Source organism: Pseudoflavonifractor sp. 524-17, from assembly GCF_009935845.1.
Classification (GTDB): Bacteria; Bacillota; Clostridia; order Oscillospirales; family Oscillospiraceae; genus Pseudoflavonifractor_A.
In genome coordinates this window covers 1-15,700 of record NZ_QWEK01000069.1, presented here as the reverse complement: position 1 = coordinate 15,700, position 15,700 = coordinate 1, and the positions used below count along the sequence as shown (strand labels likewise).

Genomic DNA, 15,700 nt, shown 5'->3' with positions numbered 1-15,700 from the left:
TGCTGCCCTTATGTATCTTTATGCTTTGCGGCCTGCCAGAACTTTTTCCTGGCAGGCCGCTTTTCGACAAGCTGGGCGCCCCATCTGTTGATGGGGCGCATCCGCATGTCAAAGGTTCTCTATTTTGTCCGCGATGCGGTCAATCTTGGCCTGGAGACGCCCCAGCGTCTTTTGCAGGGCGGCCCGATCCAGGTTGAGATCGCTGGCAGAAAGCTGGGCCAGAACCAGCATCTGGTCCAAGGTGCGTTCGATTTCAGCCAGGGCGGCGTCTAAGGCCGCCTGGCTGGCGGAAGAGTCTTCCATATTTTGTGTAGGTACAATATCACTTCTCTCAGGCCGGATTCCCGCCTGTTCTTGTGATAAACTTGCCCCTCGGTCCCAGGAAAAGCGGGCCGGGGCGCCTACTAAAATCCGGGCGGAGCAGGGGGGAATGGACAGCCAGGTGCGGCCGCCGTCATTGTTGAAGATTTCGTCGCCGTTGAGCACGTCCTGAAGGACAGGCTCCTGATGGGGGAATTCCAGGGAGAACTCAGACTCGGCCAAATTCAGCAGGACATAGATCCGCTGTTCCTCGGTGGCCCGGCGGAAGACCAGCTGCTCGTTTTTGATAACCACGTTTTCGTAGCTGCCCAGGCGCAGGGCGGGGAAGGCCTGGCGCAGCCGGGCCAGCTGGGCCAGATGGGCGCAGAGGGACTGGTCCCGCTGTTTCATGTCTTCCAGATCCAGGAAGGGGCGCAGAGCGGTGTCGTTGTGGGGGGTGCGCTTCCCCTCAACAGCCCACTCGCTGCCGTAGTAGAGGGAGGGGGAACCCGGCATGGTGTAGAGCATGGTATATACGTTTTGCAGGTGCTTGGGGTTGGTCAGGGTGCTGGCCAGCCGGTCCACGTCGTGGTTGTCGGCGAAGTTGTACAGCCACAGGGAGCGGTAGATGCCCCCCGGGCCGAACTGGCGGTTGAGGGAATGGGCGATTTCAAAATAGTTTTTGCTGTTGTGGGCGGACCAGAGGCCCTTCCAGCACTCGTAATTGGTGACGGAGTCCAGCAGCTCCGGGTTGGCCCAGCGGTTATAGTCCCCATGGATGATCTCCGCCATCAGCCAGAAGTCCGGGTCCTTGGACTTGACAAACTGCTTCAGCGCCCGGAAGAACTCCGGGTCCACGCAGTCGGCGGCGTCCAGCCGGAGGCCGTCGATGTGAAACCGGTCCATCCACAGGCCCACCGCGCTGAGAAGATGCTGCTGCACCTCCGGGTTGCGCAGGTTCAGCTTGACCAGCTCATAGTGGCCGCCCCAGGCCTCGTACCAGAAGGGGTCCCCCATGGGGGAGCCGCCGCCGAAATTCAGGTTCTGGAACCAGCCGCAGTAGGGGGAGGCCTGCCCACGCTCCCGGATGTCCCGGAAGGGGCCGAAGTCCCGGCCCACATGGTTGAAGACGCCGTCCAGTACCACCCGGATGCCGTTTTGGTGGAGCTGGTCACACAGGGCGGCAAAGGAGTCGTTGTCGCCCAGGCGGACGTCAATCTGGTGGTAGTCGATGGTATCGTATCCGTGCTTTACCGACTGGCACACCGGTCCCAGGTAGAGGGTGTTCACCCCCAGCTCCTTCAGATGGGGAATCCAGTCCGCCAGCTTGTTCAGCCGGTACTGGGGCTCGCCGCCGGGGTTGTACTCCGGCGCGCCGCAGAACCCCAGGGGATAGATGTGGTAAAAGACCGCTTCATTGACCCAGTGCTGCATAAAATTACCCCTTTCATGGTTGGAGCGATCCGGTCATTGCCGGAACGCTCAGGATTGGGCGTGGCGGCGGGTGTGGAGAAACATGGCCGCCGCCGCGCTGCAGATGACGGTATAACCCACCCAGCTGAGGAGATCGGGGATCTGCTGAAAGCACAGAAAGCCCAGCAGGGCGGAGAAGAGAACCTGGGAGTAGTCGTAAACAGACAGCTCTCTGGCGGGGGCGAAGGAGTAGGCGGCGGTGACGGAAAATTGCCCCCCCGCAGCGGCGGCGCCCGCCAAGAGAAGATAAGCCAGCTGCTGTCCGGTCATGGGGTGGTAGGAGAAGAGAAGGAAGGGCAGCGTCACCAGACAGGAGAAAGCGGAGAAAAAGAAGACGATAAAGGGGCCCCTCACGCCCCGCTGGCTGAGCAGCCGCACAATGGTATAGGCCAAACCGGCGGCGGCCCCGCCCAGCAGGCCGATGAATGCGGGGAGGAGCTCCATGGCCAGCCCTGTAGGCCGCATGATGAGCACACAGCCGCCGAACGCGGCCAGCACCGCTCCCGCCTGGAAGAGGGAGATACGCTCTTTGAGGAGGAGAAAGCTGAACAGAATGGCAAAAAAGGGGGACATTTTGCTCAGCATGGAGGCGTCCGCCAGAAGCAGGTGGTCCACAGCGTAGAAGTTGCACAGTACCCCCAGCGTGCCAAAAGCGGCCCGCAGAATCAAAAAGAACCAGCTCTTTCCGTCCATGGCGATAGGCCGCCGATCCCGCAGCAGGAGAAACGCGGCAGCCACGGCGGCCACCAGATTGCGGAAAAAGCTCTTCTGGATGGAGGGAAGGTCCCCGGCCAGCCGGACAAAGAGGGCCATCAGGGCGAAGAAAAAAGCGGCGGAGAGAATACACAGAATTCCCTTATATTTGGCATTCAAAATGGGATTCCTCCTTGGAAGATGCGAATGCACGAAAGGCATGGCGAAATGCCTTCCGTGCATTCATCATAGAAGAGCCAGGGGCTGTTGTCAAGGTCTTTTATTCCTCTAGCCGTTCCAGATCCTTGAGGTAGTCAGTCTCACAACAAAGCTGCTTATCCGCTTTCTGGGCGTAGCGCCTGACGGCGGCGGTGGATTTTTCAATCGGCTGCATAGAGCCGGCGCCGGCGACGCAGCCCCCGGGGCAGGCCATGCCCTCCAGCAGGTAGCCGTTGTACTTTCCCGCCTTGGCCAGGGTCATCATCTTCTTGCATTCCGCCAGCCCCTGGGCGGAGGCCACCTTCACTTCCGTACCGGGGTACATCTTGTGGATGCAGTTCACCACCGCCTGAGCCACGCCGCCGCTGATGGCGAAGTTGCGTCCGTCGGTGCTGGATTCATTGAGAAACTCCTCTTCCTCAATGTTCTCAATGTCCACATCCTTGGCGTTGAACAGGCCCATCATCTCCTCAAAGGTGAGGACAAAGTCGATGTCGGTGCGAATGCTCCTGCGCATGGCCTCCAGCTTTTTGGCGGCGCAGGGGCCGATAAAGGCCACCTTGGCGGTGGGGTGCTTCATCTTGATCAGCCGCCCGGTGAGCACCATGGGAGTGAGGGCCATAGAGACGCAATCCTTGTACTCGGGGAATTGCTGCTTGGCCATGACGGACCAGGCGGGGCAGCAGGAGGTGGCCATAAACGGCAGGCGCTCCGGGACATTTTTTATAAAATCCTCCGCCTCCTCGGCGGCGCACAGATCGGCGCCCACCGCCACCTCCATCACGTCGGTGAAGCCCAGCTTTTTCATAGCGGAGCGGAGCTTTTCCGGGGAGACCTTGGGGCCGAACTGATCCACGAAGGCAGGGGCCATGGCGGCGTAGACGTGCTCGCCCGCCTTGATGGCGGTGATCAGCTGAAAAATCTGGCTCTTGTCCGCGATGGCGCCGAAGGGACAGCTCACCAGGCACATGCCGCAGGAGACGCACTTGTCATAGTCAATATCAGCCCGGCCATACTGGTCGGAGCGGATGGCCTGGACGCCGCAGGCCGCCTTGCAGGGCCGCTCCTGCTTGATAATAGCGTTGTAGGGGCAAGCCTCCACACAGCGGCCGCACCGGATACACTTGTCCTGATTGACCATAGACTTGCCGTCCACAAAGTCAATGGCGTCCTTGGGGCAGACCACGGAGCAGGAGCGGGCCAGGCAGCCCTGGCAGCCCTGGGTGGCGATGACCTGCTTTTCCGGACAGGCGTGACAGGCAAACTTGATGATATTCACCAAGGGCGGCTGGTAGTAGGTCTCTGGGCGGGTGCTCTCTTCAATCCCCTTAGACAGAGGGGCGGACTCCGCCGCAGTGCGTACTGGGAGTCCCATGGCCAGCCGGAGCCGCTCTCCCACAATGGCCCGCTCTAAAAAGATGCTCTCCCGGTACTGGGCCTGCTCCCCAGGGAGAATTTGGTAGGGAAGCTCCTCGATTTTCCTGGCGTAGTCGCCCCCCTCGTAGGCCATACGGGCGATCTCGGTAAAGATATTGCGGCGGATCTGGGTAATAGAGGTATAAATCCCGCGCATACCAACGCCACCTTTCTAAATTCGGTTTTATCATCCGTTAGTATATCCGAATTATGACAGAAAGGCAACAGAGACTGAACGGTTTCGCGGAAGTTACAACTTTAAAAATGGATTAGAAAAAAGAACTGTAGATTTAAGCAGACTTTATATGAATTTATATGAATAAAATCTATTTAACCATACTCTTAATAAAAACAGCGTCGATATCCTGTCAGATACCGGCGCTGTTTAAGCATGTTAAAATCCATCGCTCCACAGGATGGTCTCGCCGGCCAGCCGGCTGGCGTTCAGGTCGATGAGCCGCTGGTTGGCGGAGCCTCGGAACCGCAAAGAGATGTCCTTTTGGGCAGCGATAAACTCCCCGTCTACCAATACGTCGATGAGGGAGAGGAGCTCATCCGTCACCTCGCACCGGGCCCGGCTGGGCTGAAGGAGCTCCCGCTCGTAGGTATAGCCGGTGTAGGACCAGATATCCTTGTGGGGCAGGGCCTGGCGCACCCGGCGGAGGAAGGGGAGAAGGGTACGCTGGTTGTCCGGCTCAAAGGGCTCCCCTCCCAGCAAGGTGAGACCGTTGATATAGGAGGGGGCCAGATCAGCCAGAATGCGTTCCTCCACCTCGTGGGTGAAGGGCTGGCCATAGTGAAAATCCTGGGCCTCCTGGTTGAAGCAGCCCAGGCAGTGGTGGGTGCAGCCAGAGACAAAGAGGCTCACCCGCACACCATTGCCGTTGGCGATGTCCCGGGGTTTGATGGCGCCGTAATTCATAGGCAGGCCCCTTTCGTTGTTTTTACAGGTGGAGGACCCGCTCACGAATCTCCTGGGTGCGGCCCTGATTCCAGTACTGGGTGCCGATATAGCCGCAGGTCCGGCGGGCCACGTTCATCTTGTCCTGGTTGTGGTTGCCGCACTTGGGGCACTCCCACACCAGTTTTCCGTCCCCGTCATCTACAATGGAGATCTCACCGTCGTAGCCACAGACCTGACAGTAGTCGCTCTTAGTGTTGAGCTCAGCGTACATGATATTATCGTAGATAAACCGCATGAGCTGGAGAACGGCTTCAATGTTGTTCTGCATATTGGGTACTTCCACATAGCTGATGGCGCCGCCGGGAGAGAGGGTTTGGAACTGTGCCTCAAAAGAGAGCTTCTGGAAGGCATCGATCTCTTCAGTGACATGTACATGGTAGCTGTTGGTAATATAGGCCTTGTCCGTCACGCCCTCAATAATACCGAAGCGCTTTTGCAGGCACTTGGCGAAGCGGTAGGTGGTGGACTCCATAGGGGTGCCGTAGAGGGAGAAATCTATGTGCTCCTTGGCTTTCCAGGCGGCGGTGGCCTGGTTCATCCGCTCCATGACAGCCAGGGCGAAGGGGGTGGCGTCCGGGTGGGTGTGGGACTTGCCGGTCATATACTTGACGCACTCATAGAGGCCGGCGTAGCCCAGAGAGATGGTGGAGTAGCCGTTGTAGAGCAGCTTGTCAATGGGCTCCCCCTTTTTCAGCCGGGCGATGGCGCCGTACTGCCAGAGGATGGGGGCGGCGTCGGACAGGGTGCCCTTGAGCCGGTTGTGGCGGTACATCAGTCCCTTGTAGCACAGCTCCAGCCGCTCGTCAAAGATCTCCCAGAACTTGTCAAAGTCTTTCTGAGAGGAGAGAGCCACATCCACCAGATTGATTGTGACCACGCCCTGGTTAAACCGGCCGTAGTACTTGGGCTTTCCGGTCTGCGGATCCACATAGGGGGTGAGGAAGGATCGGCAGCCCATGCAGGTGTAGCAGTGCCCCTCTCCGTTCTGGTCTATCTTGGTCTGAAGCATAATCTTTTCCGAGATATAGTCGGGCACCAGGCGCTTGGCGGTACACTTGGCGGCCAGCTTGGTCAGGTAGTAGTAGGGAGTATCGGGGGTGATGTTGTCCTCCTCCAGCACATAGATGAGCTTGGGGAAGGCGGGGGTGACCCACACGCCCACTTCGTTTTTCACGCCCTGACAGCGCTGGTTGAGGGTCTCCTCGATAATGAGGGCCAGATCCTCCTTTTCCTGCTGGCTCTTGGCCTCGCCCAGGTACATGAATACCGTAATAAAAGGGGCCTGCCCGTTGGTAGTCATAAGGGTAACCACCTGGTATTGAATGGTCTGCACCCCGCGGCGGATCTCCTCCCGCAGGCGTTTTTCCACAATTTTGCGGACCACGGCGGGGTCGGAGGAGCCGCCGCAGATGGCCAGATCCGCCAGCACCTCGGCCTGGATCTTCTTGCGGGACACATCCACAAAGGGGGCCAGATGGGCCAGAGAGATGGACTGGCCACCGTACTGATTGGAGGCCACCTGGGCAATGATCTGGGTGGCGATGTTGCAGGCGGTGGAGAAGCTGTGGGGCTTCTCAATCATGGTGCCGGTGATCACGGTGCCGTTTTGGAGCATATCCTCCAGATTGACCAGATCGCAGTTGTGCATATGCTGGGCATAGTAGTCCATGTCGTGGAAGTGGATGATGCCCGCCTCGTGAGCGGCCACAATCTCCTGGGGCAGCAGCAGGCGCCGGGTGATGTCCTTGCTCACCTCGCCGGCCATATAGTCCCGCTGGACGCTGTTGACCGTGGGATTTTTGTTGGAGTTCTCCTGTTTGGCTTCCTCGTTGTTGCACTCAATGAGGGAGAGGATCTGGGTGTCGGTGGTGTTGGAGGAGCGGATCAGATTGTGGTTGTAGCGGTAGCGGATGTAGCGCTTGGCGGTCTCATAGGCGCCGTCCTGCATGATGCCGGTCTCCACCATCTCCTGTACCTCTTCCACACTGGGGGGCCGGCCCATACGCTGGCATTCCTGTTCAATGCGCATGGACAGCTGTTCGATCTGCCCCTTGGAGAGTTCCGGCGCGCCGCCAGCCCTGTCTGCTTTCTCTATGGCGGCGATGATCTTGTCCCGATCGAACTGGGTCTCTGCGCCGCTGCGCTTCATGATCTTCATCTGGCGATCGCTCCTTCGTAAATTCCATGAAAAGAGGCAGACCCCCGGCGTGTATAAAAAGGGAGGTATGCCGTCATTCTGTTTCGCTGTACATTATATAGTGTTTAGCGGAGAAATGCAATCTATATTTAGGGCAGGGAAGATTATACAATCTGTTGTCGGCAAAATGCTGTGGGAAGAAAAAGACCAGTCATCAGAACACATTGCGGTGTTGTCAGACGCTCCAAACAGGAAAAATATGGATTAAATTTGGCGAGGGGCCATTGAAAACCAGCAAATTGACGGAGAAAAAAGGCAGGCCTTCCGCCTGCCGAAACGGCGGTTTCCGCAGGCGGAAGGCGGCGGGATCAGAAGCCCATGGAGTCAGTCAGGTCGTCGGCGAGATCGCCCACAGAGCGCATGGCTTTGCGGGCCTTGCGCTTGAGCTCATTCTTTTTCGGTGCGGCCGCCATGGTCAGGGCCGCGCCGGCCACCAGGCCGAGTCCGATGCCCTCGAGAAATGGATGCTGTGTCATAAAAAATTCCTCCTTTGTTGGACAGGTTTTGCTTGACCAGTGTTAGGATTCCCGAAAAAAGTGAAAAATGCGTTGCTAAATAATGTGATTCAAGCTATAATAAAGAGACACTGGCGGAGTATAGTCTCCGCCGGACAGGAAAGGGGCGGGGGAGGAACCTGGTCCCTTTTTCCATGTTCCTGTGTCCAACATCTGCCGCCCTGAAGGGCGGAGGTTCGGATAGAAGCAGGTTAGGAGCCGGATTAAAAAGGAGTGATTGCGTGAAACGATTGATTCGCCGGGGAAAACTGGTGGACCCGGTGAGTGGGATTGGCGGCGTAATGGATGTGCTGCTGGAAAACGGAAAAGTTGCGGTTTTGGGCAGCGACATCCGGGACCCGGAGGCGGAGGTGCTGGACGCCAGCGGCCTGGTGGTGTGTGCCGGGCTGGTGGATATGCATGTGCATCTGAGAGATCCAGGTCTGGAGTATAAAGAGACCATTGAGACTGGGACGCTGGCAGCGGCCCACGGGGGCTTTACCTCCATTGCCTGTATGCCCAATACCAAGCCGGCGGTGGACTGTCCGGAGCAAGTGGCCTACATAAAGCGCAAGGCCCGGGAGGCGTGCGGTGTGCATGTGTGGCCCATCGGCGCAGTGACGGTGGGAGAGCGGGGGGAGGCCCTGACCGATTTTGAGGCGCTGAAGGCGGCGGGAGTGGCGGCCCTGTCTGACGACGGGATGCCCATCCAGAACGCCAATCTGATGCGGGACGGCCTGATTCTGGCCCACCGGCAGGATCTCACCATCCTGTCCCACTGTGAGGACGCGGATATGGTGAAAAACTACGCCGTCAACGAGGGGCGGGTGTCCCGGCAGCTCCGCCTGCCTGGCCGGCCGGCCATTGCCGAGGAGATTATGGTGGCCCGGGACGCCATGCTGGCTGCGGAAACCGGCGCGGCGGTCCATATCTGCCATGTGAGCACCGCCCGCTCAGTGGCTCTGGTGCGGCGGTATAAGAAAAAAGGCGTACGCATTACCTGCGAGACCTGTCCACAGTACTTTACGCTCACCGAGGACGCGGTGCTGGAGCATGGCGCCCTGGCCCGGGTAAATCCCCCTCTGCGGTGCCAGACCGATGTAGAGGCTATTATAGAGGGGCTGAAGGACGGTACCATCGACGCCATTGCCACAGACCACGCCCCCCACTCCGCAGAGGAGAAAGCACGCCCCCTGGCAGAGGCCCCCAGCGGGATGGTGGGCCTGGAGACCGCTCTGGGCATAACGCTCACCGCGCTGTACCACACGGGCCAGATGGGCCTGTCGGACATTTTACGGAAAATGACCCTGAACCCGGCGTGTATCCTGCGGATCAACAAGGGCCGGCTGTCCATCGGCGGGGATGCGGACGTGGTCATCTTCGATCCGGACGAGGAGTGGACCGTGGACCCCAGTCAATTTGCCTCCAAAGGACGCAATACCCCCTTCGGCGGAAGAAAGCTGAAGGGGAAGGTAAAGTATACCATCGCGGGCGGAGAGATTGTATATCAGGACCGGTGACCAGCCGGAGAGGAAAGGATGAGTTGAAATGTCGTTTGACACGCTTCAGCGTAAAATTATTGAAAAGAGAAATCCCACAGTGGCGGGGCTGGACCCCAAGCCGGAGTATGTGCCGCCTCACATCAGACGGGCGGCCTATGAGGAGTTCGGCGAGACTTTGGCCGGCGCGGCGGAGGCGGTGTGGCAGTTTAACAAGGGGCTGATTGACGCACTGTATGACCTTGTCCCTGCGGTAAAGCCCCAGGCGGCCTACTATGAGCGGCTGGGCTGGCAAGGGATGGAGCTGCTGGAGAATACCATCCGCTATGCCAAGGAGAAGGGCCTGTTCGTCATCGCGGATATCAAGCGGGGGGATATTGGCTCCACTGCCGCCGCCTACAGCGACGGCTGGCTGGGAGGCACAGAGGTGGCGGGGAGAAAGCTCCCTGTCTTTGACGCAGACTGCGTCACCCTCAGCGGCTATATGGGCTTGGACAGCGTGGGACCCTTTCTCAAGACCTGCCAGGAGGAGGACAAGTGCGTCTTCATTCTGGTAAAGACCTCCAACCCGGGATCCGGCGACTTACAGAACATTCCGGTCAGTGAGGGAGGCACTGTCTATAGTGTGATGGCCGGTCTCATTGAGCAATGGGGGGCTGGCACCCGGGGGAAGTACGGCTATACCCGGGCGGGGGCAGTCACCGGGGCCACCCACCCCAAGGAATTACAGGAGATCCGGGCTATGATGCCCAACACCTTCCTGCTGGTCCCGGGCTACGGCGCCCAGGGGGGTACGGCGGAGGACGTGCGCCACGCCTTTCATGAGAAGGGACATGGCGCCATTGTCAACTCCTCTCGAGGCATTATGTGTGCCTGGCAGAAGACGGGGAAAGACGGTCAGGACTACCAGGAGGCGGCCCGGAACGCCGCGCTGGCTATGCGGGACGACATTATGCGCTATCTCGACATGGAGTAAGACGGAGGAGGTGATTCTTTGAAGGTGGAACACAGCTGCAAGATCGTGGAAAAGGACCGGATGGGGGATGCGGTCTATATGGTGCTGGAGGCAGGCCATATGGTGCGCGCTTCCTTCCGCACCCCGGGCCAGTTTGTCCACATCAAGTGCGGGGATGGTCTGCTCCTGCGGCGGCCCATCTCGGTGTGTACCTGTCAGGAGGATGAGCCGGACGATCTTTTGGCCATTGCGTTTGAGGCCCGGGGCGAGGGCACCGGCTGGCTGGCCCGGCGGGAGGTGGGGGAGACCTTGGACGTGCTGGGCCTGCTGGGCAACGGCTTCTCCATGACGCGGGAGGGCCGGTATCTCCTGGTGGGCGGCGGCATCGGCGTGCCTCCCCTGCGGGGTTGCGCCCAGTACACCGGCGGGCGTTCCACCGCCGTTCTGGGCTTCCGTTCCGAGGACAAGGTGATCCTGCGGAACTGCTTTGAGGACGAGTGTGCCAAGGTGCTCATCGCCACCGACGACGGCTCCCTGGGCTATCACGGCTTTGTGGACGACCTGGTTCGCCGGGAGCTGGAGGAGGACCGCAATTACGACGGGGTGCTGGCCTGCGGTCCAAAGCCTATGCTGAAAAGCGTGGCAGACGTGGCGGCGGCGTTCGGCGTACCCTGCCAGGTATCCATGGAGGAGCGGATGGGCTGCGGCGTGGGTGCCTGCCTGGTGTGTGCCTGTGATATGAAGGACGGCAGCCGGAAGCATGTGTGCAAGGACGGTCCAGTATTTGACGCCAGGGAGGTGGACTGGGATGCCTGATGTAAATTTGGCGGTAAATCTGGCGGGAGTGACACTGAAAAACCCGATCGTGGTAGCTTCCGGCACCTTCGGCTTCGGCCGGGAGTACAGCCGGTTTTATGACCTCGGCGAATTAGGGGGCATCTGTGCCAAAGGGCTGACCCTCCATCCCAGAGAGGGCAACCCCGCCCCCCGGATTGCGGAGACGCCTATGGGCATCCTCAACTCCGTGGGCCTGCAAAACCCCGGCGTGGACGCTTTTATCCGGGAGGAGCTGCCCTTTCTGCGGCAGTTTGATGTAAAGGTCATCGCCAATATCTCCGGCAATACACCGGAGGAGTATGGCGTCATGTGCGAAATGCTGGCGGACGCCGGGGTAGATCTCATTGAAGTCAACATCTCCTGTCCCAACGTGAAGGCGGGGGGACTGGCCTACGGTACCCGGCCGGAGCTGGCCGCGGAGGTGACAGAGACTGCCAAGGCACATGCCGGCAATGTGCCGGTTATGGTAAAGCTCTCCCCAAATGTCACCGATATTGCGCAGATTGCCAAGGCGGCGGAGGCGGCGGGGGCCGACGTCCTGTCCCTCATCAACACACTGCGGGGGATGCGCATTGATACCAAAACCCGCCGGCCTGTCTTAAAGATGAATACTGGCGGTCTGTCCGGCCCCGCCGTACTGCCGGTGGCGGTGCGGATGGTGTGGGAGGTGGCCCAGGCGGTGCGTGTGCCCATTTTGGGCATGGGAGGCGTCTCCAAAGGGGAGGACGCGGCCCAGCTGATGCTGGCAGGGGCCAGCGCGGTGGCCGTGGGCACCGCCTGCTTCGCCGATCCCTTCGCGCCCTTAAAGGTGCGGGATGAGCTGGCCGCCTTGGCGGCGGAACAGAAGCTGTCTGCGATCTCCCAGCTCACCGGTGAAGTGAAGCCCTGGTAAAACGCGAAGGAGGAGCGGTGTGGCGGAGCAGAAACACTATTTTGTAGCGCTGGATCTGGAGTGCTGCTTTGACAAAGTCCACAACGCGGTGACAGGCAGCGTGACCGGCACGCTCATCGGCCGCTATGACATTCCCCACCCCCAAGGGGGCGATTGTATCGTGCTGGTCTATGAAAAGCACTATGTCCGAGCGGGGAACCGGCTTACCCTCACCGTAGTGCTGGACAATTTTTATGGCGGGGACATGACAGAAGTATGCTGCATGGGCGGCGGCGGGGGCCAGGGACTGTGCCGCTTTGACTGGGGCGCGGCGGAGGACTTTGAGGACGTGGTTCATGAGGCCCTGAGGCCATATCGCATCTGACCTCTGCGGCCTAAACTGCCGCTGACCGGGCTAAAAATTCTGAAATCCACCCAAATCAATTGGGAAGAGAGAAAGGTACAATGACGACACTTTACATCATCCGCCACGCGGAGGCGGAAGGAAATCTGTACCGCCGCATCCACGGGTGGTACAATTCCCTGATTACAGACAACGGATACCGTCAGATTGCGGCGCTGAAGGAGCGGTTTGACCGCATCCATGTAGACGCGGTCTACGCCAGCGACCTTTTCCGCACGATGACCACTGCCCGGGCGGTATACGAGCCCAAACACCTGCCCCTGGTGACGCTGCCCGGGCTGCGGGAGGTAGGCATGGGGGAGTGGGAGGACTGCACCTGGGGCGAGGTGGCCCGGTTTGACGGGGAGCAGTACCAGCGGTATATTGCCTGTGACCCCCGGTGGAAGAACAAGGGGGGCGAGTCCCGGCAGGAGGCCCAGCAGCGTATCTACGAGACGGTTTTGTCCATTGCCGGCCGGCACCCGGATGAGACGGTGGCCATCTTCTCCCACGGGGATGCTATCCGCGCCCTCCAGGCCAGGCTGCTGGGCCTGTCTATTGGGGAGATGCATACCCTGCGCCACAGCGACAACACCGGCGTCACCTGTCTGGAGATTGAGGGGGAGGAGGTCCGCATGGCGCTGCAAAGCGACAACTCCCATCTGAGCCAGGAGATCTCCACGCTGGCCCGCCAGCGGTGGTGGAAGGAGCGGGGAGACGCCATGGCGGACGCCAACGCCTGGTTCCGTCCCCTGGACATGGACCGCCAGGAGGACAGCGCCTTCTACCAGCGCCTGCGGGAGCGGGCTTGGTCCGATCTGTACGGCGATTTGCGCGGCTATGATGGGGCGGGCTTTGCCTGGGAGGCGGCGGAGCAGGCCAAAGAGAACGCCGCCTGTCTTTGGTGCGCCATGCTGGAGGATCAGCCGGCGGGCGTCCTTCAGCTGGATCTGAACCGGGGGGCGGAGGACAGGGCGGGTTACATCCAGTTTTTCGCCCTGGACGAGCCCTTTCAGGGAAAGGCTGTGGCCCCTCAGCTTCTGGGCCAGGCGGTGTCCATCTTCCGTCCCCTAGGGCGGGAGAAGCTGCGCCTGGTGTGCGCGCCGGGAAATGGCCGGGCCCAGATCTTCTACCGCCGCCATGGGTTTGAGAAGGCAGGCGTCCGGCCAGGGAGCCACGGAGCGCTGGATCTGATGGAAAAGGATATCAGCTACCGGCCCCGTAAGATTTTTCCCGGGAAATCAGAGACAAGAGGGCTGCTATGAACGGATTTTTGCCAGTGACAAAGCCGGAAATGGAGGCGCTGGGCTGGGAGTGGTTTGATTTTCTCATCATTACTGGCGACGCCTATGTGGATCACCCTACCTTCGGCCCCGCCATTATCTCCCGCGTGTTGGAGGCGGAAGGATACCGGGTGGCGGTGCTGGCCCAGCCGGACTGGAGCAGTCCAGCCGCCTTTGCCGCGCTGGGCCGGCCCAGATTGGGGGTAATGCTGTCGGCAGGGAACCTGGACTCTATGGTAGCCCACTACACAGCTGCCCGGCGGCGGCGCCATGACGACGCCTATTCCCCGGGAAATCGGGCGGGCCTGCGGCCGGATCGGGCCACGATTGTCTACGCCAACTGCGTACGGCAGGTATTTGGGGATATCCCCATCGTCATCGGCGGGCTGGAGGCGTCCCTGCGCCGCTTTGCCCACTACGACTACTGGGAGGACAAGGTGCGCCGCTCCGTCCTGCTGGACAGTCAGGCTGATCTGCTGGTCTACGGCATGGGGGAGCGGGCGACACGGGAGATCGCCGCCCGGCTGGCCTCCGGTACGCCGGTGGGGGAGATCACCGATGTAAAGGGGACCTGCTTTGTGGCGGACAGCGCCGCCTCCTGTGTCTACTCTAAGGCAGAGGTTCCCTCCTTTGAGGCGGTGTCGGCGGACAAGAGAGCCTATGCCCAGGCCAACCAGGTGGAGTACAACGAGCACGACCCCATCCGGGGCCGGGCTATCCTCCAGCGCCACGGGGAGAAACTGCTGGTAGTCAATCCTCCGGCCATGCCGCTGAACACGGAAGAGCTGGACTTTGTGGCGGAGCTGCCCTACGTCCGGGAGCCCCACCCCATGTACGACGGGATGGGGGGCGTCCCTGCCATTGAGGAGGTGCGCTTCTCCGTGGCGCACAACCGGGGCTGCTTCGGCGCGTGCAATTTCTGCTCCCTGGCCTTCCACCAGGGGCGGATGATCACCAGCCGCAGCCATGACAGTGTCATCCGGGAGGTAAAAATGCTCACCCGGCACCCGGGGTTCAAGGGGTATATCCACGATGTGGGCGGACCTACCGCTAATTTCCGGCATCCGTCCTGCGAGAGACAGCGAAAGCACGGCCTGTGCAAAAACCGGGCCTGTCTGGCTCCCGCCCCCTGTCCCAACCTGGACGCAGACCACACCGATTATCTGAAGCTCTTGCGGGAGCTGCGGGAACTCCCCGGAATTAAAAAGATATTCATCCGCTCCGGCATCCGCTTTGACTACATGCTGGCGGACAAGAGCGGGGAGTTTTTCGCCGAGCTGGTCCAGCACCACGTCTCCGGCCAGCTGAAGGTGGCGCCGGAGCACTGCGTCAACGGTGTGCTGGACTATATGGGCAAGCCTCATATTGAGGTCTATGAAAAATTCCGGCAGAAATATGACCGGCTTAACCGGCGCTATGAAAAGGAGCAGTATATCGTGCCCTATCTGATGTCCTCCCACCCGGGCTGTACCCTTCAGGATGCGGTACAGCTGGCGGAGTGGCTCAACCGCACAGGGCGGCAGCCGGAACAGGTCCAGGATTTCTACCCTACGCCGGGGACGCTGTCTACCTGCATGTACTATACGGGACTCGACCCCAGGACCATGCAGCCGGTGTACGTCCCCACCGACCCCCATGAGAAGGCCATGCAGCGGGCGCTGATGCAGTGGAAGCGGCCGGAAAAGCGGGCGCTGATTCTGGAGGCGCTGCAAAAGGCAGGCCGGCAGGACCTCATCGGCTACGGCAAGCACTGCCTGATCCGTCCCAGCCGTCCGGGGGCCGGCCGGGGGGAGCAGAAGGAGCACAGAGACAAAAAAGGGGCGTCTCAGCGGGGGACGCCCTCCAAGCAGAAGGGACAAAAGCAAAAGGGCCTTCGGGCAGAACACAGCGCCCCCATGCCAAAGCGAAAGGCAGGCTGGGCAAGGCCGAAACCCAAGAAAAATGCAAAGCCCAAGAAAAAGGGATAGCGCCCTGATACAGGAAAGAGCGCCCTAGCTTGAACTAAAGTTCAAGCTAGGGCCAGCCTGTCGAAAAAGTCTGCCCTTCGGCAGACTTTTTCATATAAACGAGGTAAAATAGAGCAGGGTGAGAAAAAT

General features: G+C 60.2%; 13 protein-coding genes. 7 read left to right on the top strand and 6 right to left on the bottom strand.

Translation table 11 applies throughout. The features are described from left to right. Positions 1-108: 108 nt before the first annotated feature. From D1159_RS17185 to D1159_RS19280, 6 genes are all read right to left on the bottom strand, one after another. A complete protein-coding gene (locus tag D1159_RS17185; protein ID WP_161846840.1) occupies positions 109-1,734 on the bottom strand; it encodes an alpha-amylase family glycosyl hydrolase in 1,626 nt (541 codons plus the stop codon). Positions 1,735-1,782: 48 nt separating this feature from the next. Beyond that, positions 1,783-2,646, bottom strand: a complete 864-nt coding sequence (locus tag D1159_RS17180) for a DMT family transporter (RefSeq protein ID WP_243152364.1) — start codon at positions 2,644-2,646, stop codon at positions 1,783-1,785. 100 nt (positions 2,647-2,746) lie between these two features. Continuing rightward, on the bottom strand, positions 2,747-4,258 hold the full coding sequence (locus D1159_RS17175; RefSeq protein ID WP_161846838.1) for a 4Fe-4S dicluster domain-containing protein: 1,512 nt from the start codon (positions 4,256-4,258) through the stop codon (positions 2,747-2,749). Positions 4,259-4,495: 237 nt separating this feature from the next. After that, complete coding sequence (gene nrdG, locus D1159_RS17170) at positions 4,496-5,023, bottom strand: anaerobic ribonucleoside-triphosphate reductase activating protein (RefSeq protein ID WP_161846837.1); 528 nt, start codon at positions 5,021-5,023, stop codon at positions 4,496-4,498. Positions 5,024-5,045: 22 nt separating this feature from the next. Beyond that, positions 5,046-7,223: an anaerobic ribonucleoside-triphosphate reductase gene (gene nrdD, locus D1159_RS17165; protein ID WP_161846836.1), complete on the bottom strand. Its 2,178-nt coding sequence runs from the start codon at positions 7,221-7,223 to the stop codon at positions 5,046-5,048. Between the two features lie 347 nt (positions 7,224-7,570). Then, on the bottom strand, positions 7,571-7,738 hold the full coding sequence (locus D1159_RS19280; RefSeq protein WP_202621143.1) for a hypothetical protein: 168 nt from the start codon (positions 7,736-7,738) through the stop codon (positions 7,571-7,573). Between the two features lie 260 nt (positions 7,739-7,998). Here D1159_RS19280 and D1159_RS17160 point away from each other — a divergent pair, with 260 nt between their 5' ends. From D1159_RS17160 to D1159_RS17130, 7 genes are all read left to right on the top strand, one after another. Next, positions 7,999-9,276 carry a dihydroorotase gene (locus tag D1159_RS17160; protein WP_161846835.1) on the top strand — a complete coding sequence of 426 codons (1,278 nt, stop codon included), beginning with the start codon at positions 7,999-8,001 and terminating at the stop codon, positions 9,274-9,276. Between the two features lie 28 nt (positions 9,277-9,304). Further along, positions 9,305-10,231 carry an orotidine-5'-phosphate decarboxylase gene (pyrF, locus tag D1159_RS17155; protein WP_161846834.1) on the top strand — a complete coding sequence of 309 codons (927 nt, stop codon included), beginning with the start codon at positions 9,305-9,307 and terminating at the stop codon, positions 10,229-10,231. Between the two features lie 24 nt (positions 10,232-10,255). Further along, on the top strand, positions 10,256-11,026 hold the full coding sequence (locus D1159_RS17150) for a dihydroorotate dehydrogenase electron transfer subunit (protein ID WP_347563719.1): 771 nt from the start codon (positions 10,256-10,258) through the stop codon (positions 11,024-11,026). Further along, positions 11,019-11,939, top strand: a complete 921-nt coding sequence (locus D1159_RS17145; RefSeq protein WP_161846833.1) for a dihydroorotate dehydrogenase — start codon at positions 11,019-11,021, stop codon at positions 11,937-11,939. The genes D1159_RS17150 and D1159_RS17145 overlap by 8 nt, the downstream gene beginning before the upstream one ends. 19 nt (positions 11,940-11,958) lie before the next feature. Beyond that, positions 11,959-12,303, top strand: coding sequence for a DUF6054 family protein (locus D1159_RS17140; protein ID WP_161846832.1), 345 nt, complete (start codon positions 11,959-11,961; stop codon positions 12,301-12,303). Between the two features lie 80 nt (positions 12,304-12,383). Continuing rightward, complete coding sequence (locus tag D1159_RS17135; protein WP_161846831.1) at positions 12,384-13,586, top strand: bifunctional histidine phosphatase family protein/GNAT family N-acetyltransferase; 1,203 nt, start codon at positions 12,384-12,386, stop codon at positions 13,584-13,586. Continuing rightward, a complete protein-coding gene (locus D1159_RS17130; protein ID WP_161846830.1) occupies positions 13,583-15,571 on the top strand; it encodes a YgiQ family radical SAM protein in 1,989 nt (662 codons plus the stop codon). Before D1159_RS17135 ends, D1159_RS17130 begins: the two co-directional genes overlap by 4 nt. Positions 15,572-15,700: the final 129 nt, after the last annotated feature.

Excerpts from the sequence above, each read along its gene's own strand:
- D1159_RS17185 (WP_161846840.1), bottom strand. The coding sequence starts at position 1,734 with ATGCAGCACTGGGTCAATGAAGCGGTCTTTTACCACATCTATCCCCTG.
- D1159_RS17175 (WP_161846838.1), bottom strand. The coding sequence starts at position 4,258 with ATGCGCGGGATTTATACCTCTATTACCCAGATCCGCCGCAATATCTTT.
- nrdG (WP_161846837.1), bottom strand. The coding sequence starts at position 5,023 with ATGAATTACGGCGCCATCAAACCCCGGGACATCGCCAACGGCAATGGT.
- nrdD (WP_161846836.1), bottom strand. The coding sequence starts at position 7,223 with ATGAAGATCATGAAGCGCAGCGGCGCAGAGACCCAGTTCGATCGGGAC.
- D1159_RS19280 (WP_202621143.1), bottom strand. The coding sequence starts at position 7,738 with ATGACACAGCATCCATTTCTCGAGGGCATCGGACTCGGCCTGGTGGCC.
- pyrF (WP_161846834.1), top strand. The coding sequence starts at position 9,305 with ATGTCGTTTGACACGCTTCAGCGTAAAATTATTGAAAAGAGAAATCCC.
- D1159_RS17145 (WP_161846833.1), top strand. The coding sequence starts at position 11,019 with ATGCCTGATGTAAATTTGGCGGTAAATCTGGCGGGAGTGACACTGAAA.
- D1159_RS17135 (WP_161846831.1), top strand. The coding sequence starts at position 12,384 with ATGACGACACTTTACATCATCCGCCACGCGGAGGCGGAAGGAAATCTG.
- D1159_RS17130 (WP_161846830.1), top strand. The coding sequence starts at position 13,583 with ATGAACGGATTTTTGCCAGTGACAAAGCCGGAAATGGAGGCGCTGGGC.